This window comes from Vibrio sp. RC2502, from assembly GCF_054850435.1.
In genome coordinates, this window is sequence record NZ_CM141453.1 from 2,302,814 (window position 1) to 2,326,100 (window position 23,287).

Consider the following 23,287-nt stretch of genomic DNA (forward strand, 5'->3'; position numbering starts at 1 on the left):
GCGTAGTCTATTGATCTCTATCAAAATTCATTTATCTACTGCTCTCAAGCTAAATCTTGTTGCATATTTATCCCAGTAAGAAAAATTTATCTGCAGAAGTAAACACCAACAAAAGCCAGAGACATGACGAGGAAACGTCTCAAATGTCGCGCAGAAAATGCTCACTAATCCTAATTAGCTATGCAGCACATACAAAAAAGCCAGTCAGCAAAACTGACTGGCTTTCATCAAATCAAAAAGTGATTTAATTATGCATTTTCCATTGCTGCAACGATGTCACGCGCAACCGCCTCTGCGACTTTAATACCATCGATACCAGCAGAAAGAATACCACCAGCGTAACCTGCACCTTCACCCGCAGGGTAGAAGCCTTTTAAGTTTACACTTTGGAAATCTTTACCGCGCTTAATGCAAACTGGTGAAGAGGTACGAGTCTCAACGCCAGTCAGTAGGCCATCTTCAGATGCAAAACCTTTGATCTTACGATCGAAAGCTGGAATGGCTTCACGAATCGCTTCTACCGCAAATGGAGGCAGCGCTTTCGATAAGTCTGTGAGCTTAATGCCCGGCGTGAAAGATGGCTCAACATCACCAAGCTGACTTGGATCACGGCCTTTCAGGAAGTCACCGATTTTCTGTGCTGGCGCATCGTAGTTTTCGCCGCCAAGTTTGTAAGCGTTAGATTCAAGTTCACGTTGGAAACGGATACCTGCTAGAGGATCACCCGGGTAATCCACCTCAGGAGAAATACCCACAACAATCGCACTGTTTGCGTTACGCTCTGCACGAGAGTATTGGCTCATGCCGTTCGTCACTACGCGACCTTCTTCAGATGTCGCCGCAACAACAGTGCCGCCTGGACACATACAGAAGCTGTACACGGTACGACCATTTTTACAATGGTGAACCAGTTTATAATCCGCAGCACCAAGAATTGGGTGACCCGCATTTGGACCAAAACGCGCTTCGTCGATCATCGATTGCTTGTGCTCGATACGGAAGCCAACCGAGAATGGTTTCGCCTCCATGTACACACCGCGCTCGTGCAACATTTCAAATGTATCACGCGCACTGTGACCAACAGCCAATACCACGTGACGAGATTTGATCTCTTCACCGTTTGACAATGTCACGCCAGTGATTTGACCGTCTTCCATATGAAGATCATCAACACGAGTACTAAAGCGAATTTCACCACCTAGCTCGATGATAGTCGCACGCATTTTCTCGATCATCGTTACCAGCTTGAAAGTACCGATGTGCGGTTTACTTACGTATAGAATTTCTTCTGGTGCGCCAGCCTCAACAAATTCAGTGATCACTTTGCGACCGTAGAAGTTTGGATCTTTCACTTGGCTGTACAGCTTACCGTCAGAGAACGTACCCGCACCGCCCTCACCAAACTGTACGTTTGATTCTGGGTTTAGCGTGCGTTTACGCCAGAAACCGAAAGTATCTTTAGTACGTTCACGAACTTCTTTCCCACGTTCAACAATGATTGGGTTGAAACCCATTTGAGCCAACACCAAACCAGCAAATAGACCACATGGACCAAAACCGATGACGATTGGGCGCTCTGTTAGGTTCTCAGGTGCTTTCGCAACAAACTTGTATTCCATGTCTGGTGTTTGGCGAACGTGAGGATCGTTTGCGAACTTCGCTAGCAACGCGGTTTCATCGCCTTCAACGATGATGTCTAGCGTGTAAATAAGATGAATATTGGTTTTCTTACGAGCATCGTAGCCGCGTCTAAAGACGTTAAAAGAGATAACTTTCTCAGCAGGAATGCCAAGTTTTTTAGTGATCGCGTCTAATAGCGCGCCTTCCTCATGATCAAGAGGAAGCTTAATTTCATTAATACGAATCATATCGATGTCTCGTTATAGTAGGTGTCTTAGCCAAAAAACCTAACGGCTCCCAGCTCACAATGGCGCGCATTTTACGAGAAATTGAATTGTCTGTCATACTAAATCAAGGCTGGACGACGGATTTAACTTGGTGAATGTTGAATTTTGCCTTGGGATGAGTATTATCCCCCTTCTTTGATTTTGACTAACTTAAGAGCTGATTATCATGGCGTTTGTCGTAACCGATAACTGTATCCAATGTAAATACACCGACTGTGTCGCGGTGTGCCCGGCTGACGCCTTCCACGAAGGTCCAAACTTCATGGTAATCAACCCAATAGAATGTATCGACTGTGGCTTGTGTGTTGACGAGTGTGCCGCAGCGGCAATCTTCCAAGAAGACGAGCTGCCTGAAGATCAAACCATCTATAAAGAGCTCAACGCCGAACTCGCAGAAATCTGGCCGGTACAAACTGAAGTGAAACCAGCGATGGATGAAGCGGAAAAATGGAATGGCGTGCCAAACAAGTTGGATATGTTAGAAAAATAACCGCATTCAAAACGAAAAAAGCGTAATGAACCTCAGCTTGACATCGCCTAGGCCGTTACGCTTTTTTTGTATCTAAATTTCGTTGATACGATTAGCTGTGCTGACGACGCATGTTGTCCAAAATGATGCCCGTCGCCATTGCCACGTTTAAAGATTCTGCGCCACCGAAAGCAGGAATCGTGATCTTATCTGTCACGAACTTGGACGCTTCTTCTCGCACACCATGTGACTCGCTGCCCATCAACAAAATACCTTCTGCTGAAAAATCAGTTTTATGCACGCTCTCACCTTCAAGGAAAGCACCATACACTGGCAAGTTTGCTTCAGCTAAGTAGCTTGGCAAATCAACCAAACTCACTTGTACACGCCCAAAACTGCCCATTGTCGCGCTGATGGTTTTTGGGTTATACGGGTCTGCACAGTCAGTGCTCGCAATAATGTGCTTAATGCCATACCAGTCAGCTACACGGATAATCGTACCTAGATTACCTGGGTCTGAAACACCATCCAGAGCAATCATCAAGCCCTTTGCCTGTGGTTCTTTTACGTTTGGAATCTCTACCACAGCAATGGCGGCGTTGTTGCTCACAAGCGTACTTGCTTTGGTTAGATCATCAAGCGACGCTTCAACGCACTCAAAACCACTCAGCTCTTGGCGGTGACTTTCCAAAAAGTCTGCCGTAGCAAAAATTTGCTTCACAACCAATGAGCTGCTCGCCAACTCTAATACGTTCTTTTCACCTTGAACAAGAAACAAACCATGCGCTTTACGCTGTTTCTTTTGGCCCAAAGCACGAAGCAGTTTTAGTTGGTTTTTTGAAATCATGACAATATCTCAGGTGGAAAGTGAATACTTGGCGAATTAAAACAAGCGTGATTATAAAGTAAAGTGCTCAAGGCAAAAAGAGATGTTAAAAACGAAAAAGCCCCGCTATATAAGCGGGGCTTTTAAAGGGTGGGACCCCAGCCACATCCCGGCACACAAGTCACACGCTGCGGCTGCTTCCTTCCGGACCTGACCGAGTTCACGAGCTATTGTTGCGAGAGGACCAGAGCCCCATAATTCTTTTTGAGGGCTTGCCTCAAATGATGTTGGGGATTATTCAGTATCGGCCTTCATAATGCAAGGGCAAAAACCGCTAAATCCACTATTCTTCATTCGTTTGGACAAAACTCGATCAATTCATCCATTTAAGACTGAACAAGATAGTTGCTAGAACCAGAATAATGACGAGAAGAATGTTTGCTGACGTACATGTCTTCATCCGCTAAATGCAGCGCTTGTTCCAAGCTCATGTGCTGCTTTCGTTTCTCAGAAACACCAACTGAAATCGTGACGGTTTTCAGCTCTGCGCACAATTTATCGGTAACATCCAATCGACTCAGTTCTTGAACGGCTCGCGAAAGCTCTATTTGTGTTGGGTATCCGAGCAAAATAAATTCGTCACCACCAATACGATAGCTTCGCCCAGACCACACTCGATGTATCTTCAGCGAAAGCAATTGCAGCACTTCATCACCGGCTAAATGACCGTAGGTATCGTTGATTTGTTTGAAGTGATTAATATCTAAATAAAGAATCGCCAAATCCTTATTCACCCCTTGGCGATACTTAACTTGCAAAGAGCGACGATTCCTCAACCCAGTTAAATTATCGGTGTTGGATTGACGATACAGATAGAGAGAAACACAAATTGCCAATACAAGTACGAATAGAAATACCGCTTGGGTTTGTGTTGCCAATCGCACCTCATACTCTAACGCCGTGCGCCAATCTGGACGCAAATCGTATTGAGCCACAATTTTGTCAACGCCCAACATCGCGATCGCGCGGCTAAAATATGGCGCTAACATTGCACCGCGTTCATTCGCGACGAGGCCGATAGACAACTGCGAACTGTAAAACTCCCCTATCGCGGTATCTTGTTCGATGGGCACAAGCTCGCTCAAACGAAGGAAATGGTTGAGCATTGCCGTATCCATCGGGATGTAATCCACCTCCCCTTTAAGCAATGCTTCAATAAGATCGTGCTGCGTGTTAAAACGCTCAAGCTCTTTCAACGGTAAAAGCTGAGTCATCATTTGATCGAAGAAATCGTCTTTGACTACACCGATTCTTTCAGAGATCAATTGTGACACATGGGAATAGGTGTTTGGCTTGTAACCCAATCGCTTGACCATCACTGAAGCTGGTGAATAGTGCGGTCTTGGGAAATAGCTGAATTCATGCCGTTCTCTGCTCACCGTCAATGGTGCCAAAATATCAAATTCACCTTTCATGAACTGGCGATACATCGACTCCCAACTTTCGTTAGGCTCACTGATGATCACACAGTTTAAATCCAGAATTTCACAGCTTTGTAGAACGATATCGGCTGTCATCCCTTGTACGGTGCCATCAGGGTTGTACACCACATAAGGAAAGATGGATTCCATTTTGATTCGAATTGGCTCTTTTAAATCGACAGGCAGTAACTTGATCGCATCTCGCAGGGCTGAACGTCTCAACTCAAATTGATACAACGCGATTTGCTCACGAAGTTGCTTTTGTACCGCTTCACCATGAATAAACGAGGCAAAGGTATCCAACTCTTCTAAGTGGTGACCTTTTTTACTAATGATAGAAACAGGTTTGATGGAGATCTGATCGTTGAGCATTTTTGCATCAAACCCTTCCAACAACATTGGTTTAAGTTGGTTAATCGCATCAACCACGCCATCCACTAAACCAGTTTGTAGCAAACGTACTGCTTCATTATGGCCTTTATAGGGAACTTGTTTTAACTCTGGATGATACTGTTTGATCAGTTCTGAGTAGATGGTGTTTTGAGGCACACCAACACGCGAAATATCATCTAATGTCGAGTCGCTCAACCCATATAAATATGTGTATTCAATGTTTGTTGGTCGGGAGTAGCTGAAACGCTCGGCGCGAGTATCGGTATAGGTAATGTTGGCAGCAAAGTCCGCGTCTTCATTCGCGACTGCATCTAAAATGGCATCAAAACTCGCGTAGTTGATGTACTCAACACTCACACCAAATTCAGTGGATACCGCATCAAATAAAACGCGAGTGACAACATCATCCGCTTCTGTCGCGATTTTATAGTGAGGCTGTAATGAAGGTTCGGCCTTTACATGAAGGCTTGGCAACAGACAAGCGAAAAGCAGCAGCGTTCGAGCAAGTGTGATCATGACAAACTTATCTAAAATTAACCACTTACAGTGTGGTTATTATTATGGAAAGTAGAATGATTATGAAATGATGAACATATACTAATTCACTTATTGTTTCACAATCAATTCAACAGTCTGCCGCACGGGTCACTTTTTCCTCTGAACGCCTACAACTATTTTATAACTCCGCCTGCTCGTCACTACTACGTAAGATGTAGTCCGTCATCCAAGCAGTACCCAACAAACAGATCCAGACCACAAATACAGGATTTGGTACATCCGTATTAGGGCTCACCACCAACGCTGCAAAACCGACGGTTGGTAGTGTCCAACAAAGCAACTTACTCCAGCGAATCGAGTCTTTTAATTTGGCGAGTGTTTCCATCGAAGCCAACATCCCAGTAATGCTCAACGCCACCAGCACCGCGTAATGAAGATCGGCAATCCAGAGAGGCAAAAGTAAAAGCAAAGGCCACCAGCTGTGTTTTTCTGATCGTTTCCAATGTGTTGCAGCCCACCACATGACCACAACAGACAACGTTTGAACCACGGTCACCCAAGCTGAACCATCAAGCTTACCGCCTTGTTGCGTGACCATCAGCCCTACTTGTAAGGTAATCACAATCAAACCGGTAGTAAGGAGAACGCCAAGAGAGCTGCGATGTGAGAACACCACCATAAGTAACGGGAATAGAATCAGCACGCCTACAGACAACGCAATGGGCTGCATCGAAAGCGTCGCGCCAAACACCATCATAGCGCCGAGCAACACTAAGCCAGCAAAGCCACCTTGAGGCAACAGCCATAATGCCGGGATCATGAGCGCGAGTACTGGGATTTCGCCCTCACTCAAACTCATCGCTCGGGCACACACAACGGCAAGAAAAGTTGTGATGAAAAATTGAAGTGTTGAAAAAATCATAGCGCCTCCTGGCTTCCCCACCAACTTGGTAACTCAACGGCAAATAAAACTGGGTATCTAAAGTCGTTGAGTGGGTCTAGATTCAAGCTTAGCTTATCGTTAATTTGTATTTCGTGCGCTTGATGCACCAATTTGTCTTTAGTTAAAAGGGCTTTAAAAAGGCATCTAACTCACTAGCAACAAATGTTAACCATGCACAAGAACTGTTAGCGAAATACAAGTCGTGTGTATTACCATTCCTTAGCAAGCCACAACGGACAGTTTCAGTATGGACCAATTTTTAGTGCAAATCTTTGCTGTAATTCACCAAATTCCAAAAGGAAAAGTATCGACCTACGGCGAAATTGCCAAAATGGCAGGCTATCCGGGATACGCCAGACACGTAGGAAAAGCTCTTGGGAATTTGCCAGAAGGTAGCAAATTGCCTTGGTTTCGAGTCATCAATAGTCAAGGAAAGATATCGCTGAAAGGCAGAGACTTAGACAGGCAAAAGCAGAAATTAGAAGCAGAAGGGATCGAAGTGTCTGAGATAGGAAAAATCGCCCTCAGAAAATACAAATGGCAGCCTTAGGCTGCCATTTTTGTTCGCTATGTTGGGTATTAACGCGTACCAACTAGACGAATATCCAACTGGTGAGTTTGTGCTTCATCTGTGATCACACCGTTATGCGTATCACTGATGAAACGCAATTTACCATCCACTTCAATACGCGCGCGCACGCTGTAAGTGTGATTCGGTTTAATTTTGTTGCTGTCGTAACTCAGCTCAAACGCAAGAGGAACTTGCTTACCTTCTGTTTCGAACGTTTGTTTTGCTAGAAGCTTAGATGGCGCATCAGCCAAAGACACATCTTCTAGTGTTACCGTAACCACAGCATTTGGTGGTAGAGCAATACGTTCACGGTAAGCCACTGTACCTGTAATTGTCTTCATTGACGCCTCAGCAGATTCCATTTCTGTTGTTTGAGAAGTTTGGCAACCCACTAACGCAGCGCCAAAAAGTAAAGAAGTAACAAGTAGTAGTGTTTTTTTCATATATTCCTCAAGAAGAGTATTAAATCGGGATAAGTATAGGGTTGGAATATAAAACTGTCTTGTTTCCTTTCGTTTATTTGACAATAGTTTGACTAAGTTAGAATTTTTCAAACAATTGATTTCGTTTCATAATTAGGACTAGCCGGACTTTTCCTGCAAAGCAGAAACGTTGTTACCATTCATTTTGCCTTATTCGTAGGTTTATGGATGAGACTACTATTAAGTCACTCAACAGTTCTAAACAAAGTCACTTCACAGATCATCAGATCTTGAGGTAACGTGAAGAAAAAACACATCGGTGAGGAGACACAATGAGTAAACCATTACGAGAATTGCTCAGCCTACTACAACTCGAAAAATTAGAAGAAGGCTTGTTTCGTGGACAAAGTGAAAACCTAGGTTTACCTCAAGTCTACGGCGGCCAAGTGATTGGACAAGCCCTCTCAGCGGCGCGTTACACAGTAGAAGAAACACGCACTGTGCACTCCTTCCATAGCTATTTTCTCTACCCTGGAGACCCTGAAAAGCCGATCATTTACGATGTGGAAAATTTAAGAGATGGACGTAGCTTTAGCACCAGACGCGTTAAAGCAGTGCAAAATGGACGACCTATTTTTTATCTAACGGCTTCTTATCACGGCGATCAACCGGGGTTCGATCACCAGAAAGCCATGCCAGATATTCCGGGGCCTGAAAACTTCGCCTCAGAGAGTGAACTCGCAAGTCATATTGCGGAGTTTCTGCCAGAGCGCTTGCGTAAAACATTCTGCGGAGAAAAACCGATTGAGACTCGCCCTGTCACGGTGATCAATCCTCTAAAACCCAAAAAAGCGGAGCCAAAACAGTACCTTTGGATTCGTGCTAACGGTGAGATGCCAGATAACCAACTGATTCATCAATACTTGCTGGCTTACGCGTCAGATTGGGGATTTTTGGTCACGGCGATGCATCCACATGAAGTGTCGTTAATGACGCCGAATTTCCAAGTTGCGACGATTGACCATTCAATCTGGTTCCATCGTCCCTTCAAGATGGATGAATGGCTTTTGTACGCAATAGAAAGCCCAACGGCGAGTAATACTCGAGGCTTAGTGCGTGGCGAAATTTATAACCAGCAAGGTCATTTGGTGGCGACTGCCGTACAAGAAGGAGTCATGCGCTACACGAAGTAACCCGTGCGTATAAGACGCAAAAAGGAGTGCTCAGCACTCCTTTTTAGTGGGTATCAAGCGATGATTAATTCGGTTGATACTTCATGGTTACCACTGACCACTCATAAAGTGATTTCGGATAGCCATACTTGCTTTTTCCGTACACCACATTTGGCTTGGCATAAAAACCGCCGTCATCACTCGCTAAGAACTCACGTTGACCGCGACGGTAGTACACGATAGGCGCTGCCAACTCATACTCAATGTTTTCTAGTTTAGAGTCGTCAATCACTAAAAAGCGAGTCATGCGAATCGTACTACCGTTCGAACAATAACCTGCAGCGTCATAATCAATCGCATCAAATGGTTTTAGATCATTAGAAAACAGATCCGCAGTACAACCATCAAATCGAGCAACATGTACCCAGACTGCCTTTTGTTGGGTTCGGTCATCGCTACCCACTGGTTTTAACAAGAACAGCGCGACCTTACCTTTGCCAAGTTTTTGCAGCTCATCATCCGTCGGTTCACGCACCGAACGCGACCCCATGATGCCAAACTCACTTTCTTCTAAATTGGAAAACTGCGGGGCACTGAGGGTACTTACGATGACGGTTTGTTCGCTATCAAGTTGTGTGTATTTATCTGCAACACCCGATTCCGCCAAATCGACATTAACCGTGACTCTTGTTCTTGGTAACGCTTTGTAATCTCGCGATTCACTCTCAGAAATATCCAACGCAATAGAATGATATTGAGAGTAATTAGTTAGCGTCAACTCAGCTTTCGCATTGTCTAACGTGGCAAGCTCTTCGCTCACGGTATCAGCAAATGAGTAAGTGCGAGTGCCTACCGTTTTACCAAAGTCCAAACTAATCGTCTTAAATGGCGTAAATTCCACAGTTTGAAGCTTCGTCGTAAGACCTGGATGATCCGCTTTATTAATGGTGCCGTTAACCAATACTGTTTTAGTTGTATAGTTACGTGCAGTTAACGTCACTTCCACTTGGTAGTCGCCAGCATGCAGCACTTTCAAACGACCAGAATCTGAAGATAACAACTCAACCACCGGCTCAGCTTGGTTAATCAGACGGTAGCTTGCTTTGGCTTCTCCCCCACTCATCACAGGTGTGATAACCGCACCAGCAGAAAAGTTCAGAGTTGGATAAGTAATAGAAACCGGGTTGCTACCTTGTTTAATCGTTACAGCAAAGCTACTTTCACCTGGAGTAAACTTATCGTTACCTGCGTCCGACACAATAACTCTGGTGCTGCCCGCATTCAGAATGCGCATATCACCCGTTTTGCGATCTAAGGAAACCACATCGGTTGCAGAATCCGTCGCAAATCGGTAGCTTACTTCACCAACCGTACCGAGAATCGATGGTTTTTGGACATAAGGCTGGTTGATGTTCCACGTACCTTCTACTACGCCTGACTGGATAGCAATTCGGCTTGGCGCACTCAGAATGTTGAAGCGAACTTTTTGATCTGGACCGGCCGTGTAATTTGTACTCTCTTTCCTGCGAACCGTTAACGTCGTTTGACCCGCTTTGTAGACACGAATAAGACCGTCACCAATAACATCTGCAACACCTGGAGAAGTATTGTCAACGACTTCCAAATGATCATTGCTGGCCGTTAAACCAAAATCACGCTGCAAGTTAAAATCGTAGTCTTTACTGTATACCATTTCATAATCTTGCGTCGTCATCGCTTGGCCTTGCGCTTTCGCAACTTTGATCACAACATTGAATTGAATTGGTTGGTAAAAGTCACCGCCATCATCTTCAAACTTAAGACGATATTCGCCCGCGGTATCCACTTCTAAGTTGCCATCCTTCATTCGAAGACCTTCAGGCAACCCACCAATCAGACTGACTTTGCCTTTCTGACCAGCAAACGCCATTGGAATAGCCAGTTTAGGCTGATAAGTGAGAGACATTTCCACGTCTTTCATTACCGCATGAGGTGCGCGTTCGATTTCAATGTTGAAGCGGGTTTTACTTGCTGGATAATTACGCAAGTCGTATTCGTAGGTTTCAACTTCTGCGCTACCAACACCTTTGATCAACAACGCTTCACCATCCGTAGTTTTAGCGACAACATCTTCACCATTGATGATGCGATATCCATAGTCGCCGCGAGCGTGTGCAACTTGAGGGAAAATGCGTCCACCGTCTTCATACGTCTTAGCAATATTCGCAACACTGATGGCTTGACGTTGACCCTGTTTCACATCGACCACAAACTGAGCGACTTGCTGCTTGTTTAAGAAAGCATCGCTGTATGTTGCTGTCGCCTCGACGGTTACCTGACCAACATTGTGGATCAAAAGCAAACCCGTTTCTGGGTTTAGTAACTCGGCAACCTCGTTGTCTGGTTCGCTGCGCAAAATTTTGTAAGTGATATTTTGCGTTTCAACTTTATCCAAACGTGAAGGCGCTATGGTTAAACCGTCTCGATACTCATCTTCGATTAAGGCAAATTTAAGTTGCTCAGCACCTATCGCATACAATGTTACGGTTGCACGAACTTGCTTAGGTAGATATAAGTCGTTACCTGAATCGGAAATCAGTACAGAAGCCTGACCCGCAGAACCAAGTGAATAAACAACGCCGTTATCATCAACTTGAATGAGGTTCTGCCCGCTTTCGACTTGGTAAGTCAGTTTACCTTTCTGCCCGCGCACGGTCAGAGCTTTCCCGTCAGGATCGAGTGCAACTAGGCTTAAATCACTGGCAGAAAGATCATTGTTAAAACCTCGTTCAACCGTGACCGAAAACGTCGTTTCAGAAGATTCATACACAGAACTGGTATCTGTTGCACGAATTATCGCAGTGCCTGGACGCAGGATTTGAAATACACCCGAATCATTCACCCTCACCACATTCGGCGGATTTGAATCAATGACTTGGTAAGATACTGAGCCGCGAACGTTGCTCAATAGTGTCTGAGTGATGGTTCCCACACCCTCAAACTGCAACGAGGCATCTTCAACAATCAGCTGTGGACGACTCTGCTTCGTGATAGAAGTTGGAGAGCTTGTATTGCTCGGCTTGGAGTCACCTCCTCCACCGCAACCAGCAAGTAAAGCAGCAAGAAAAATCAAATAATAATTTCTGTTCATTTTTAGTAATAATTTGTTACATCTCAAGGGGCGAGATAATAATACGATGTTTTATTAATCGCCATCCCTATTGTTGATGACTTTATTACTTAAGTATTTACTACTATATTAAGGGTAAAAATAAATTCTGATAAATGGCGAGAAAATTACCCGAAAAAACACAAAGCAAACGTTTAAATTAATATAATTAATTAATTTAGAAAGAGTGAATATTCAACAAAATAAAACAGGAAAAATAATGAAGAAAAATTGCGTTAATTTTTGGCAGGCTATGCTGTATGGACATTAACAGATTAGAAAAACATAATTATCTAATGCACAAATAAAAGCAAGAACGAATCTCGTTTATATTTAATAAAAGAGATATGTATTTTAAATACTGGAATAATGCCACTCTTACATTCCATTTTAATGTCTCGTTAGTAACAACGATTATTCCAGTAACTGTAAACTTAGATTAGCTTCGAATTGGCAACTCAGTGGTATATTTAATCGACTCCATTGCAAATGTTGAAGTCACGTTAGAGAGCCCCTTTACACTATTCACTAAGCGCTTATAAAACTCGTCAAAGCACTTCATATCTTTCACCAGCACTTTCATCATGTAGTCATACTCGCCGGCCATACGATAAAACTCCATCACCTCAGGGAATTCACTCACTGTTGTGACAAAATGGTGATACCAATCTTCGGAGTGATCGATGGTTTTTAGCTGAACAAAAGCGATAAAAGACAAGTCGAGTTTTTCTGCGCTCAGTAACGCGACGCGCTTTTCAATGTAGCCTTCCTCTTCCAACCTTTTTAAACGCTTCCAGCATGGTGTTGTTGTCAGATTGACTCGCTCTGCTAAGTCATTTAATGACAAGGTGCTGTCGGTTTGTAGCAAAGCAAGCAGCTGTTTATCGACCCGATCTAATTTCATTTCTATAAAAACCATAAAATGTAGAAAATTTTTCCACTCCAATACCCATCAAGAGCAACTATAGCAAAGTTTTTCTCTCACCTTATAGGTAAATTATCCCTATCTAATGCTTATCTATCGATTTCCAAGGAGAGACGCCATGTGTACTGACCACAACTGGATCAACAATGCAGTGCGTAAAATTGAAGCGGATTTTCAACGCTCTGCTGATACTCATTTATTTAAACTCGAACTGCCTTCTCTTGATGGTATCGATATCTACCTAAAAGATGAGAGCACACATCCAACAGGCTCTCTCAAACACCGATTGGCGCGTTCGTTGTTTCTTTATGCGATTTGTAATGGGTGGATTGGTCCTGAAACCACAGTAATTGAAGCATCCTCAGGCAGCACTGCCGTTTCAGAAGCGTATTTCGCTCGCTTACTTGGCTTGCCTTTCATTGCCGTTATGCCAAAAACCACCGCGCGTAAAAAGATTGAACAAATTGAGTTTTACGGTGGCAAAGCACACCTTGTTGAACGCTCAGATCAGATTTATGACGAGTCTCGACGTTTGGCTCAAGAGTTAAATGGTCACTACATGGATCAGTTTACTTATGCTGAACGTGCAACTGACTGGCGCGGCAACAACAACATCGCGAACTCGATCTTCAGCCAAATGCAGTTAGAAGATCACCCAATTCCTAGTTGGGTAGTGATGAGTCCAGGAACTGGTGGCACATCAGCAACCATTGGCCGCTTTATTCGTTACCAAAAATACGACACCAAACTGTGTGTGGTAGACCCCGAAAACTCAGTGTTTTACGATGCCTTCCAATCCGGCAACAATGAATTAAAAGGCAATACTGGCAGCAAAATTGAAGGCATAGGCCGACCACGTGTTGAGCCAAGCTTTATCGCCGGTGTTGTTGATGAGATGCGAAAAATTCCTGATGCGGCAAGTGTCGCGACCGCGCATTGGGTTTCTCAGCTGATTGGACGTAAAGTCGGTGCATCTACGGGGACGAACCTCTACGGTGTACTTCAACTGGCCTGCGAAATGAAACAACGCGGTGAAACAGGCTCTATCGTGACACTTCTATGTGACTCTGGTGAGCGTTACTTAGATACGTATTACGACTTAGCATGGGTAAAAGAGAACATCGGTGATATTCAACCTTACCTCGCGCAACTTGAAGTCATTCAAGCGAAAGGCTGTGTTGAGCCGGCATGTTGTGGTCCAATTACCGCTTAAGATGCAAATTCGAATGTAAAAAAACAGCCCGCTTATGTGCGGGCTGTTTTTTATTGATTGGGATTACTTTTTCTGACGCGCTTCAAACGCGGCCAATTGTTCTGGCGTTGCTGCTGGTTGATGGTTTTGTTTCCACTCATCATAAGTCATGCCGTAAACACGTTCGCGAGCGTCATCAATATCTAAATCCAAACCGAGATTTTCAGCCTCTGCTTTGTACCATTTGCTAAAGCAGTTACGACAGAAGCCCGCAAGGATCATCAGGTCGATGTTTTGCACATCTTTGTTTGCATCTAAATGCGCCAATAAACGACGAAATGTCGCTGCGTCTAACTTGTCTTGTTCTTCTTGAGTCAGATTTTTATATTTGAATTCAGCCACTTTACTTTCCTTCTCTCTTATTTGATTGGCTTTCGTCACCATATCCAGTTAGTCCACTTTCATAAGTAGGAAGTATGCTTTAGCGCAACAATTCCCATTCGAAAATCACTACCTTTGAACAAAAACTGATATGATAAGCGCCATCTATCTTATTGATTAAATTAATATTAACACAAATCATTACAACGGTCTTTTACAAAGGTTATCGTCAAGTTATGAAAAACGCCATCCTATTATTGTCTGCCTTGACCATCAGTGTGCCGACTTTTGCTGCTCAAGAACAAACTCATCAATCTTATTTTTATCTAGGTACTGGTAACGTTGGTTTCGATACGCCGTATTTTGGATCAGACAGAGACAATGAGTGGTCCACACCGCATATCACTGTTGGCTGGGGCTATCATGTTAATCAATACCTTGCGTTTGAAGGTGTACTTCGTTACTCCCAAAACGAGCTTAAGAACGACACGCTAAAAACAGATTTGGATTTGCACTATTACCAAGCGGGCATGTCAGCGGTATTAACCAGTGACAACCTAGGCGACACACCACTCTCTTTGTTTGGCCGCGTGACCGCTTTGGGGACTCAAGCAGAAATGTATGTTCCAAATGCCCAGAAAGTGACTGACGACTCTGGCGCTCTGTTTAACGTGGGAGCTGGAGTTCATTGGGATATGAGTAAAGATATCTGGTTACGCGCAGAGTACATCTACAATGTCGCAGATATGGGTTTTGAAGACTTTTACGACAGCTATGAAGGTCTACAAATCAGCTTAGGAAAACGCTTCTAGCGCGACGTTGAACCCAGAATTTGAAGTTAAATGTAAAGAAGCCGAGGCAAATGCCTCGGCTTCTTTTATCAATCTAAAAAGTAGCTTTGCTTATTGAGCGGAAAATTTTTCTGCGGTCTCTTTGTTTACATGACTGCTAGGTTGAACAGTATCAAGTGACGCTAAAATACCATCTTGATGACCTTTTAGCGCATTCGTAAACGTTGGAAGTGCAGTGTTGACTAACAACGCCATAATACCCGCAACCAGAACCATTTCTACCATGTAACTACCACGAACTTTTTTCAAGGGAACACCTCAATAATCATAGGTATAGCCACCTTCCTGGCTTTATACCTAGCAAGACTCGACATTCAGTCATAAACGATGAGCGAGTCCTGTGCCCCTCGAAGAAGTGGCGAAATAATAACCACAATTAATGGTTAGATCTACAAATAATCACTAGAAATATAAAAAACGCCGAACAAAAAATGGTTCGGCGTTTTTAATCAAAGCGTTACATGCTGTCGTTAAGGATGCACTGTGCGGCCTTTTGAATCGTGGCTGAGCGCTTTGTTCAGTTCTGCTTCTACATGACCTGGAGCTTGTGTTTTCGCAGAAATCAGTCGGTACATCGCAGGGATAACAAACAAGGTCACCAATGTAGCAAATCCCATCCCGAAAAAGATAACCGTACCCACAGCAATACGGCTCTCATAACCAGCACCTGTTGATACGATCAACGGGATTGCACCTGCAAGTGTGGTAAACGCAGTCATCAAAATTGGGCGTAGACGTCGCGCGGCGGCATCAATGATCGCTTTTTCAAACTCAACACCACGGTCACGTAGCTGGTTGGCAAATTCTACGATCAAAATGCCGTTTTTCGTTACCATACCGATCAACATGATCATGCCGATCTGGCTGTAAATGTTCATTCCTTGCCCCATTACGGCCAAACCAAGGAAACCACCAAACACACCCATTGGTACAGTGAACATTACTACTAGCGGGTTCACGAAGCTTTCAAACTGAGCCGCCAACACGAGATATGCCACCAGCAATGCCAGTGCAAACACAACTGCGACACTCGCTTGGTTCTCTTTAAAGTCTTTCGACTCACCCGAATAACTCACAGAAATGTCACCCGGCAAGTTGTCGATGGCTTGCTGATCGAGGTAATTCAGCGCTTCACCCAATGTATAACCTTCGGAAAGATTTGCAGTAATGGTGATGGACTTCTGTTTGTTGTAGTGAGACAGACGGATAGATGCTGCCACTTCTTCTATTTTCGTGACCGTGTCTAATGTCACTAGCTCGCCACTGTTGGTACGCAGATAAATCTGGCTCAAATCGGCAGCATTATTGAAGCTATTTTCATCACCGCGAAGGTAAACATCATACTCTTCGCCACGCTCAACATAAGTCGTTTCGCTTTTACCGCCGAGCATGATTTCTAACGTGTCAGAAATGTCTTTTACGCTCACACCGAGTTCAGCCGCGCGTTGTTTGTCGACCGTAACTAACAGCTCTGGTGTTTTCTCGGAGTAGTCTATCTCAGCGCCTTCCATCATTGGTGATTCTTCGGCTTTGTTCTTCAACAGTTCAGCCCAGACGAGAAGTTCATCGTAATCCGAACCACCTAATACGAACTGAACTGGCTCACTCGAACCACCTTGGAAACCTGGCATAAATGGGAACACTCGAACATCAGGGATACCCGCCAATGCACCACGTACTTTGTTGAGCGCTTCCTGAGCCGTTACATCACGTTCATTCCAATCTTCTAGAATCATGATCACAAAGCCAGTTTGGTCACCTGCCTGACCACCAAACGCTGGCGTTTGGATACTGAATGACTTCAGATAACCTTGCCCTAGCAATGGCATCAATCGATCTTCGACAATATCCATATTGGCTGACATTCGGTTGTACGACGTAGCATCTGCGCCGCGCACAAACGCAAAAATCACACCGCGATCTTCTTGTGGCGTCAATTGAGCTGGTACTTGATTCATTAGGAAATAACTGCCGCCCATACAAGCCAGAATCACCAATGGCGCAGCCAAGCGAGCTTTCAATGCTCCTTTCAATAATGAGCGGTAGCCATTCTCCAGCTTGCTAAACAGACGATCGACCACTTCGTTGAATCGATTTGGTTTTACATTTGCCTTTAAGATCTGGCTGCCCAACACAGGTGTAAGTGTCAGTGCAATCAAAGAGGAGAAAATTACCGACATAGCCAGCAATACAGAAAACTCTGTAAATAGCAGCCCTACCATGCCATCCATAAAGGAAATTGGCAGAAACACCATCACCAGCACCAATGTTGTCGCGATAACCGCAAAACCAACCTCTCGAGTGCCTTTGTACGCGGCAAGCAGAGGCGATTCACCACGTTCAATATGGTGGAAGATGTTTTCAACAACCACAATCGCGTCATCCACCACCAAACCAATAGACAGGATCAACGCCATCAAAGTGATCAAGTTGATAGAAAAGCCAAAGTAGTACGCGGCAATGAACGAAGAGATCAGCGAAACGGGCACCGTAACCGCTGGGATTAGAGTTGCACGAGCTTGGCCGATGAAAATATACAACACCAAGATCACCAAGCCGCCTGTAATAAACAGCGTGCTGTACACCTCTTCGATTGAACGCTCGATAAATACTGTCGCGTCGTAATCAATCGCGAGACGTGTTCCTTCTGGTAAGAACTTCTGAATGTTATCGACTTCAGAACGAACCAGCTTCGCTACTTCTAGCGGGTTTGCGTCTGACTGCGGTACCACACCAAGGCTGATGTTTACAACACCGTCACTTTTGAAGGTCGAGTTCTCGTTTTCTGCACCAATAAAGACATCCGCCACATCTTTTAGGTAGATAGGCGTGTTGTCGCTTGCACGTTTAATGACAAGATATTGGAAGTCCTCAGGCGTGTTATAAGTACGAGCTGTACGCACCGACATCACCGTCGAGTCGTTGCGAACTTCACCACCCGGGCTTTCTAGGTTCTCACTTCGTAAAGCTGATGTAATATCCGATGCCGTGACCGCACGACCAGCCATAAGCTCTGGTTTGAGTTTCACGTACATGACTTTGTACAAACCGCCAGAGAGATCGATAGAACTCACACCCGTGATCAAACTGAAACGATCCATCAGAACACGCTCGGCATAATCCGTCAGCTGTGTGCGATCCATTTCAGAAGAACTTAGATTGATGTAAAGGGACGCTTCACCCGAACCATTGTTCTTGTAAACAATTGGGTCATCTGCTTCATCAGGTAACGAGCGCTGAGCACGAGCAACGGCGTCACGCACATCACTCACCCCAGTATTCAGATCGTAACCTAACTCAAAGGTGATCGTGATGCGTGACATGCTGTTACGAGTGGTGGAACTGATTTCATCAATGCCACTGATCCCAGAAAGCTGATCTTCCAATACGGAGGTGATTTGGCTTTCAATAATGGTCGCCGACGCGCCTTCATAACGCGTGCTGATAGAAACGACTGGGCTCTCAATATCAGGCATTTCACGAACAGCTAATTTGGTGAATGACACAAAGCCAAATACACACAACAGCATACTCAGAACTAACGCCGCGACAGGGCGTTTAACTGAAACGTCGGAAAGTAACATTAGTTTTCTTCCTCAGCCGATTCACTGTCATTGCCTGTCACATCCGCAGGGTTAGCTTTGAGTGGCGCGACAATTTCTTTCACTTCAACGCCATCACGCATGTTAACAATGCCTTGAACAACGATCTTGTCACCAATCTCAACGCCAGATTCAATCACTACTTCGTTGTCGACACGAGCACCCAGCAACACCTCTTGGCGAGTCGCTTTGTTGTTTTCATCAATTACATATACAAAGCGTTTGGTGCCTGAGTATTCAAGTGCTTGAACAGGAATGATCGGCGCTTTAATAGCAGGAAATGCCAGTGAAGCGTTCATCAACATACCCGGTTTCAATTGGTTTTCTGGGTTATCAAACTCAATGCGCACGCGCAAATTCAATGTCTCTGCACTGATTCTGGTATCAATACCCGTGACTTTCCCAGAAAAACGTTGTTCACCCCAAGCACTGGTCTTCGCGGCAACTTCCATTCCAACTGACAACATCGACAAATAACGTTCTGGAATTTGTAAATCCAACTCCATGACCGACAGATCGTCTAATGTCAGAAGCTCAGTTCCTGCGCTAACCATTTTCCCGCGGCTGAAATCGATAAATCCAACCGTTCCAGAAAAGGGCGCGGTGATATGCAGATCGGCGAGATTCGCTTTCGCAGCATCAAGTCGAGCCTGAGCAATCTCCACGGTTGCTTTTTGTGCATCAATTTCGGTTTGAGTAATTGCGTTTCGTTTAACTAAATGCTGAAATTCTTTTAACTTACGTTCTTCATCTTTTAAGTAAGCTTTTGCCTCTACCAGTGCTGCTTGCGCTTTATCATCATCCAATTGAATTAACAGTTGGTTTTGCTGCACGTTCTGGTTTGCTTTTACCGCAATTTGTTTGACCTTACCTGCAACTTCTGAAGCGACAACCACCGACTCTGCCGCCTTCAATTTGCCAATAAGGGATAAAGATTGATTAATTTCGTGCGTTTCTACTTGCTCAGTCACAACCGTGACCGCAGACGGACCTCGCTTTGCTGCAAAAGCGCTAGGGGAAGCCATTAATATAGAAAGCGTTAAAACAGATAAGGATAAAGTGGCTTTCATGCTCATGATCTTGACTACTAAACGAATAAACTTATGTCATTAAACTGCTTACAGTTTATCAATAGATACGTCTTTTAACGTCAAGTAGTGTAAATTCCAGTAAAAAGTATATTTTCGTTCTGTATAAAGGACATACAAAACGCTGACTTTCTACCATCTTTGCCCAAAAAGGCAGCATTCAACGTAAAAACGCTAGAAAAACGCTTTACAGCCGGAGCGAGTTTGCTATGATGCGCTCCGCACTTGAGAGATGCGTTGGGAAAACATTTTTCAAGTATAAAACACCCTGGAGGGGTTCCCGAGTGGCCAAAGGGAGCAGACTGTAAATCTGCCGGCTCCGCCTTCGATGGTTCGAATCCGTCCCCCTCCACCATATTCTTTCTTGTGATTATGTCACAAGAAAACACTTGGAAAGCCGTGTTGGGAAAACACTTTCTAAGTATAAAAATACTCTGGAGGGGTTCCCGAGTGGCCAAAGGGAGCAGACTGTAAATCTGCCGGCTCCGCCTTCGATGGTTCGAATCCGTCCCCCTCCACCATATTCTTTCTTGTGATTTTGTCATGAGAAAACACTTGGAAAGCCGTGTTGGGAAAACACTTTCTAAGTATAAAAATACCCTGGAGGGGTTCCCGAGTGGCCAAAGGGAGCAGACTGTAAATCTGCCGGCTCCGCCTTCGATGGTTCGAATCCGTCCCCCTCCACCATATTCTTTCTTGTGATTTTGTCATGAGAAAACACTTGGAAAGCCGTGTTGGGAAAACAATTTCTAAGTATAAAAATACCCTGGAGGGGTTCCCGAGTGGCCAAAGGGAGCAGACTGTAAATCTGCCGGCTCCGCCTTCGATGGTTCGAATCCGTCCCCCTCCACCATATTCTTTCTTGTGATTATGTCATAAGAAAACACTTGGAAAGCCGTGTTGGGAAAACACTTTCTAAGTATAAAAACACCCTGGAGGGGTTCCCGAGTGGCCAAAGGGAGCAGACTGTAAATCTGCCGGCTCCGCCTTCGATGGTTCGAATCCGTCCCCCTCCACCATATTCTTTCTTATGATTATGTCATAAGAAAACACTTGGAAAGCCGTGTTGGGAAAACACTTTCTAAGTATAAAAATACCCTGGAGGGGTTCCCGAGTGGCCAAAGGGAGCAGACTGTAAATCTGCCGGCTCCGCCTTCGATGGTTCGAATCCGTCCCCCTCCACCATATTGAAAAAGCCAGCTCATCGAGCTGGCTTTTTTCGTTCTATACATCGTAAGATCAACACCCATTCTAACAATCTCTCGCTCACCCCACGGTGTCGCATTCATGTTCTACGAACTCCTACTGTAGCTAAGATCTTCAACCAATACCGACAACCAGATTGCTTTAGGCCAAACTCAACGTTAGAACCGATCTTTTAACAGGTAAGAGTTCTTCGACAAGACACTGAATAGTATTAACTTTCTAAATCTCTCAAGAATAGACACAACAAAATACTAACTGAGCTATCCCAGATACCAGATGGTTAAGTCATTAGACTGCTAAATCATAAAACGACTGAGTTGTATTGTGCTTAGCTACGGAGCATTGCCTTTCGCTTTTACCTGTAGAGCTATCTCCGCTCATCCAACAATTAACAGATACAAAAAATCCCGCTAAATAGCGGGATTTTATTAAGACTAAATTGAACGACGTTGGTGATTAACCTTGAATACCAACAATCAACCAAGGTGCATTCGGTACTGTTAGGTCGCGCTCTAGGTGCCAGATATCTTCAATATCTTCCTCGACACCTTCTGCAGCATCACGGTAACGGCCACTAAATTGCAAACTTAATTGTGCTTTGTTCGCATCGTATTCAGCACGAACGATCTCTGCATCGACATACATCACATCAGTGTGCTGCTCACCTTCTAGCTTCGCGCGCTCAGCTTTCAGATCTTCAAATAGACTTGGAGAAACATATTCTTCAATAGTGTCTAGTTGGTTGTGGTTCCACGCACCTTGCAAAATGCGGTAGTGCTCACGAGAACCGTTAATAAACGCAGCTTGATCGAAACCCGGTGGGTAATTGTGTGGTACATCTGTTTGAGCACCAAAACCGGTGAAACCGCCTGCGTTTGTATTTGGTTGTTGTTCAAAGTTCTGCATGTTTGGTTGTTCAAACTTTGACGCGTTACCACCAAATGCCGGTTGTTGACGTTGCTGGTTCATACTGCCCTGCTTCGCACCTAACATTCCGCGCATAAGCTTAAAGATAATAAAGGCAATTAAACCAATGATTAGGATATCCATAAACTGGATACCTTCAAAAGCACCACCGAAGAACGCAGCAAGCAGGCCACCAGCTAGAAGGCCACCTAATAGACCGCCCATCAAACCTTTCTTGCTAGAAGATTTGGTCGTTTGCTCTTTACCGATCGTATTGGTGTTTTGTTGCTGCTGTTTAGGTGCAGGTGCTGTTTTGTAGCTCTTACCAAAAGACTTACCGCCACCAAACTTCTTCGCTTCTGCGATAGGAGTGACAGCAACGGTAAACATTAATAGAGCAACAATAGAAAATAAACGTTTCATCGTTATCCTTAAAGTTGACGATTGTTATACCCACGCAACCTCAGGTAAAAGAAGCCGTTTGGGTACATCTCAGATTGTGCTCCAAACCTTGTACATACAAGCAGTAGCACGCCAAAGATGATTGTTGGTTCATCATACTCCGTATGTCACCTTATGAAAACAATCTAAAGAGTCTGACATGTATCAGAATATTGCCAAACATGTCGCCTTCTGACGTGATTGCGCGGTTGACGCTCATTAAGTAGCTGTCTATCATATTGAACGTTGTTCAATAAAGCAGTTTGAGAGTATGGCGCGCAGAAACGATCACACCAGAGAAGAGTTGATTAACTTGACCTTAACGACGGTCAAAAATTTTTTAGATGAGAACTCTTACCACGAACTTAGCCTTCGTAAGATCGCTAACATGATTGGTTACGTGCCAAGCACCTTGGTGAATATTTTTGGTAACTATAATTTGTTGCTACTTCATGCCGTGGCTCAAACTTTAGATGAGTTATCGCAGGAAGCGCTAAATGCAACAAAAAGCAGTAAAGATGCTCATCAAGCACTTTTTGAACTTGCATACTGCTACCACGATTTCGCACAAAAACATCCTTACCGTTGGCAATTGGTTTTCGAACACAACATGAACGGTGCCGAACTTCCAGAATGGCATGCGAAACGTATTGATGGCATGACAGGCATGCTCGAATCATTACTCGCACAAATCGCTCCTCAACGTACGGAATCCGAAGTCATTCAAGCGAGTCGCGTACTATGGGCTGGCGTACACGGCATTACTCTTCTTAGCGTTGATGACAAGTTTTTCTCAAGTGAGCCTGTAGATGGTAAAGAGTTAATCAGTAACTTGCTTTCTAACTACATCATGAACTGGTAACAA

Annotated in this window: 18 protein-coding genes, 6 tRNA genes and 1 other RNA gene; 12 read left to right on the forward strand and 13 right to left on the reverse strand. The window is 44.4% G+C overall.

The window, feature by feature from the left end:
* Positions 1-248: 248 nt before the first annotated feature.
* Positions 249-1,868, reverse strand: a complete 1,620-nt coding sequence (locus ACYJZR_RS10720; RefSeq protein ID WP_005461132.1) for an NAD(P)/FAD-dependent oxidoreductase — start codon at positions 1,866-1,868, stop codon at positions 249-251.
* Positions 1,869-2,073: 205 nt separating this feature from the next.
* On the opposite strand from ACYJZR_RS10720, the gene fdxA reads away from it, so the two are divergent.
* On the forward strand, positions 2,074-2,397 hold the full coding sequence (fdxA, locus tag ACYJZR_RS10725) for a ferredoxin FdxA (RefSeq protein ID WP_005461160.1): 324 nt from the start codon (positions 2,074-2,076) through the stop codon (positions 2,395-2,397).
* A 91-nt stretch (positions 2,398-2,488) separates the two neighbouring features.
* Here the strand turns inward: fdxA and ACYJZR_RS10730 are convergent, their stop codons facing one another.
* The 4 genes from ACYJZR_RS10730 to ACYJZR_RS10745 all read right to left on the reverse strand — a co-directional run bounded on the left by ACYJZR_RS10730 (position 2,489) and on the right by ACYJZR_RS10745 (position 6,496).
* On the reverse strand, positions 2,489-3,223 hold the full coding sequence (locus tag ACYJZR_RS10730) for an RNA methyltransferase (protein WP_005495942.1): 735 nt from the start codon (positions 3,221-3,223) through the stop codon (positions 2,489-2,491).
* 132 nt (positions 3,224-3,355) lie between these two features.
* Positions 3,356-3,452, reverse strand: an RNA gene (gene ffs / locus ACYJZR_RS10735) — signal recognition particle sRNA small type.
* A 136-nt stretch (positions 3,453-3,588) separates the two neighbouring features.
* Complete coding sequence (locus ACYJZR_RS10740; RefSeq protein WP_023624111.1) at positions 3,589-5,592, reverse strand: GGDEF domain-containing protein; 2,004 nt, start codon at positions 5,590-5,592, stop codon at positions 3,589-3,591.
* 160 nt (positions 5,593-5,752) lie between these two features.
* Positions 5,753-6,496 carry a VP0952 family biofilm-associated protein gene (locus tag ACYJZR_RS10745; protein ID WP_021449578.1) on the reverse strand — a complete coding sequence of 248 codons (744 nt, stop codon included), beginning with the start codon at positions 6,494-6,496 and terminating at the stop codon, positions 5,753-5,755.
* A gap of 268 nt (positions 6,497-6,764) precedes the next feature.
* Between ACYJZR_RS10745 and ACYJZR_RS10750 the strand changes: the two genes are divergently transcribed.
* Positions 6,765-7,067: a DNA base-flipping protein gene (locus ACYJZR_RS10750; RefSeq protein WP_005461131.1), complete on the forward strand. Its 303-nt coding sequence runs from the start codon at positions 6,765-6,767 to the stop codon at positions 7,065-7,067.
* A gap of 29 nt (positions 7,068-7,096) precedes the next feature.
* Here ACYJZR_RS10750 and ACYJZR_RS10755 read toward each other — a convergent pair whose 3' ends face one another.
* Positions 7,097-7,531 carry a YbaY family lipoprotein gene (locus ACYJZR_RS10755; RefSeq protein WP_025542216.1) on the reverse strand — a complete coding sequence of 145 codons (435 nt, stop codon included), beginning with the start codon at positions 7,529-7,531 and terminating at the stop codon, positions 7,097-7,099.
* 311 nt (positions 7,532-7,842) lie between these two features.
* Here ACYJZR_RS10755 and tesB point away from each other — a divergent pair, with 311 nt between their 5' ends.
* Complete coding sequence (gene tesB / locus ACYJZR_RS10760) at positions 7,843-8,703, forward strand: acyl-CoA thioesterase II (RefSeq protein WP_005461165.1); 861 nt, start codon at positions 7,843-7,845, stop codon at positions 8,701-8,703.
* Between the two features lie 64 nt (positions 8,704-8,767).
* Here tesB and ACYJZR_RS10765 read toward each other — a convergent pair whose 3' ends face one another.
* Both ACYJZR_RS10765 and ACYJZR_RS10770 read right to left on the reverse strand, forming a co-directional pair.
* The gene (locus tag ACYJZR_RS10765; protein ID WP_406964735.1) at positions 8,768-11,812 is read right to left on the reverse strand and encodes a cadherin repeat domain-containing protein; all 3,045 of its coding nucleotides are present in this window, start codon (positions 11,810-11,812) and stop codon (positions 8,768-8,770) included.
* A 457-nt stretch (positions 11,813-12,269) separates the two neighbouring features.
* Complete coding sequence (locus tag ACYJZR_RS10770) at positions 12,270-12,734, reverse strand: Lrp/AsnC family transcriptional regulator (protein ID WP_021823199.1); 465 nt, start codon at positions 12,732-12,734, stop codon at positions 12,270-12,272.
* A 139-nt stretch (positions 12,735-12,873) separates the two neighbouring features.
* On the opposite strand from ACYJZR_RS10770, the gene ACYJZR_RS10775 reads away from it, so the two are divergent.
* A complete protein-coding gene (locus tag ACYJZR_RS10775) occupies positions 12,874-13,968 on the forward strand; it encodes a PLP-dependent cysteine synthase family protein (RefSeq protein WP_021823471.1) in 1,095 nt (364 codons plus the stop codon).
* Between the two features lie 63 nt (positions 13,969-14,031).
* Here the strand turns inward: ACYJZR_RS10775 and ACYJZR_RS10780 are convergent, their stop codons facing one another.
* Positions 14,032-14,349: a DUF1244 domain-containing protein gene (locus ACYJZR_RS10780; protein WP_021449582.1), complete on the reverse strand. Its 318-nt coding sequence runs from the start codon at positions 14,347-14,349 to the stop codon at positions 14,032-14,034.
* A 215-nt stretch (positions 14,350-14,564) separates the two neighbouring features.
* Between ACYJZR_RS10780 and ACYJZR_RS10785 the strand changes: the two genes are divergently transcribed.
* The gene (locus ACYJZR_RS10785) at positions 14,565-15,140 is read left to right on the forward strand and encodes a porin family protein (protein ID WP_005495951.1); all 576 of its coding nucleotides are present in this window, start codon (positions 14,565-14,567) and stop codon (positions 15,138-15,140) included.
* 90 nt (positions 15,141-15,230) lie between these two features.
* Here the strand turns inward: ACYJZR_RS10785 and ACYJZR_RS10790 are convergent, their stop codons facing one another.
* From ACYJZR_RS10790 to vmeE, 3 genes are all read right to left on the reverse strand, one after another.
* Positions 15,231-15,428 (reverse strand): type II secretion system protein, encoded by a 198-nt coding sequence (locus ACYJZR_RS10790; protein ID WP_406964731.1) that lies wholly within the window; start codon positions 15,426-15,428, stop codon positions 15,231-15,233.
* 221 nt (positions 15,429-15,649) lie between these two features.
* The gene (gene vmeF / locus ACYJZR_RS10795; RefSeq protein ID WP_116920684.1) at positions 15,650-18,763 is read right to left on the reverse strand and encodes a multidrug efflux RND transporter permease subunit VmeF; all 3,114 of its coding nucleotides are present in this window, start codon (positions 18,761-18,763) and stop codon (positions 15,650-15,652) included.
* Complete coding sequence (gene vmeE, locus ACYJZR_RS10800; RefSeq protein ID WP_406964729.1) at positions 18,763-19,857, reverse strand: multidrug efflux RND transporter periplasmic adaptor subunit VmeE; 1,095 nt, start codon at positions 19,855-19,857, stop codon at positions 18,763-18,765. Before vmeE ends, vmeF begins: the two co-directional genes overlap by 1 nt.
* Before the next feature lie 282 nt (positions 19,858-20,139).
* Between vmeE and ACYJZR_RS10805 the strand changes: the two genes are divergently transcribed.
* From ACYJZR_RS10805 to ACYJZR_RS10830, 6 genes are all read left to right on the forward strand, one after another.
* A tRNA-Tyr gene (locus ACYJZR_RS10805) sits at positions 20,140-20,224 on the forward strand.
* 81 nt (positions 20,225-20,305) lie between these two features.
* Positions 20,306-20,390, forward strand: a tRNA-Tyr gene (locus tag ACYJZR_RS10810).
* An 81-nt stretch (positions 20,391-20,471) separates the two neighbouring features.
* A tRNA-Tyr gene (locus ACYJZR_RS10815) sits at positions 20,472-20,556 on the forward strand.
* Positions 20,557-20,637: 81 nt separating this feature from the next.
* Positions 20,638-20,722 (forward strand) — tRNA-Tyr (locus tag ACYJZR_RS10820).
* An 81-nt stretch (positions 20,723-20,803) separates the two neighbouring features.
* Positions 20,804-20,888, forward strand: a tRNA-Tyr gene (locus ACYJZR_RS10825).
* A gap of 81 nt (positions 20,889-20,969) precedes the next feature.
* A tRNA-Tyr gene (locus ACYJZR_RS10830) sits at positions 20,970-21,054 on the forward strand.
* Between the two features lie 477 nt (positions 21,055-21,531).
* On the opposite strand, the gene ACYJZR_RS10835 is transcribed toward ACYJZR_RS10830, so the two are convergent.
* Positions 21,532-22,404 carry a Tim44 domain-containing protein gene (locus ACYJZR_RS10835; protein ID WP_005495957.1) on the reverse strand — a complete coding sequence of 291 codons (873 nt, stop codon included), beginning with the start codon at positions 22,402-22,404 and terminating at the stop codon, positions 21,532-21,534.
* A gap of 289 nt (positions 22,405-22,693) precedes the next feature.
* Here ACYJZR_RS10835 and ACYJZR_RS10840 point away from each other — a divergent pair, with 289 nt between their 5' ends.
* Positions 22,694-23,284, forward strand: a complete 591-nt coding sequence (locus ACYJZR_RS10840) for a TetR/AcrR family transcriptional regulator (RefSeq protein WP_005456899.1) — start codon at positions 22,694-22,696, stop codon at positions 23,282-23,284.
* Positions 23,285-23,287 lie beyond the last annotated feature (3 nt).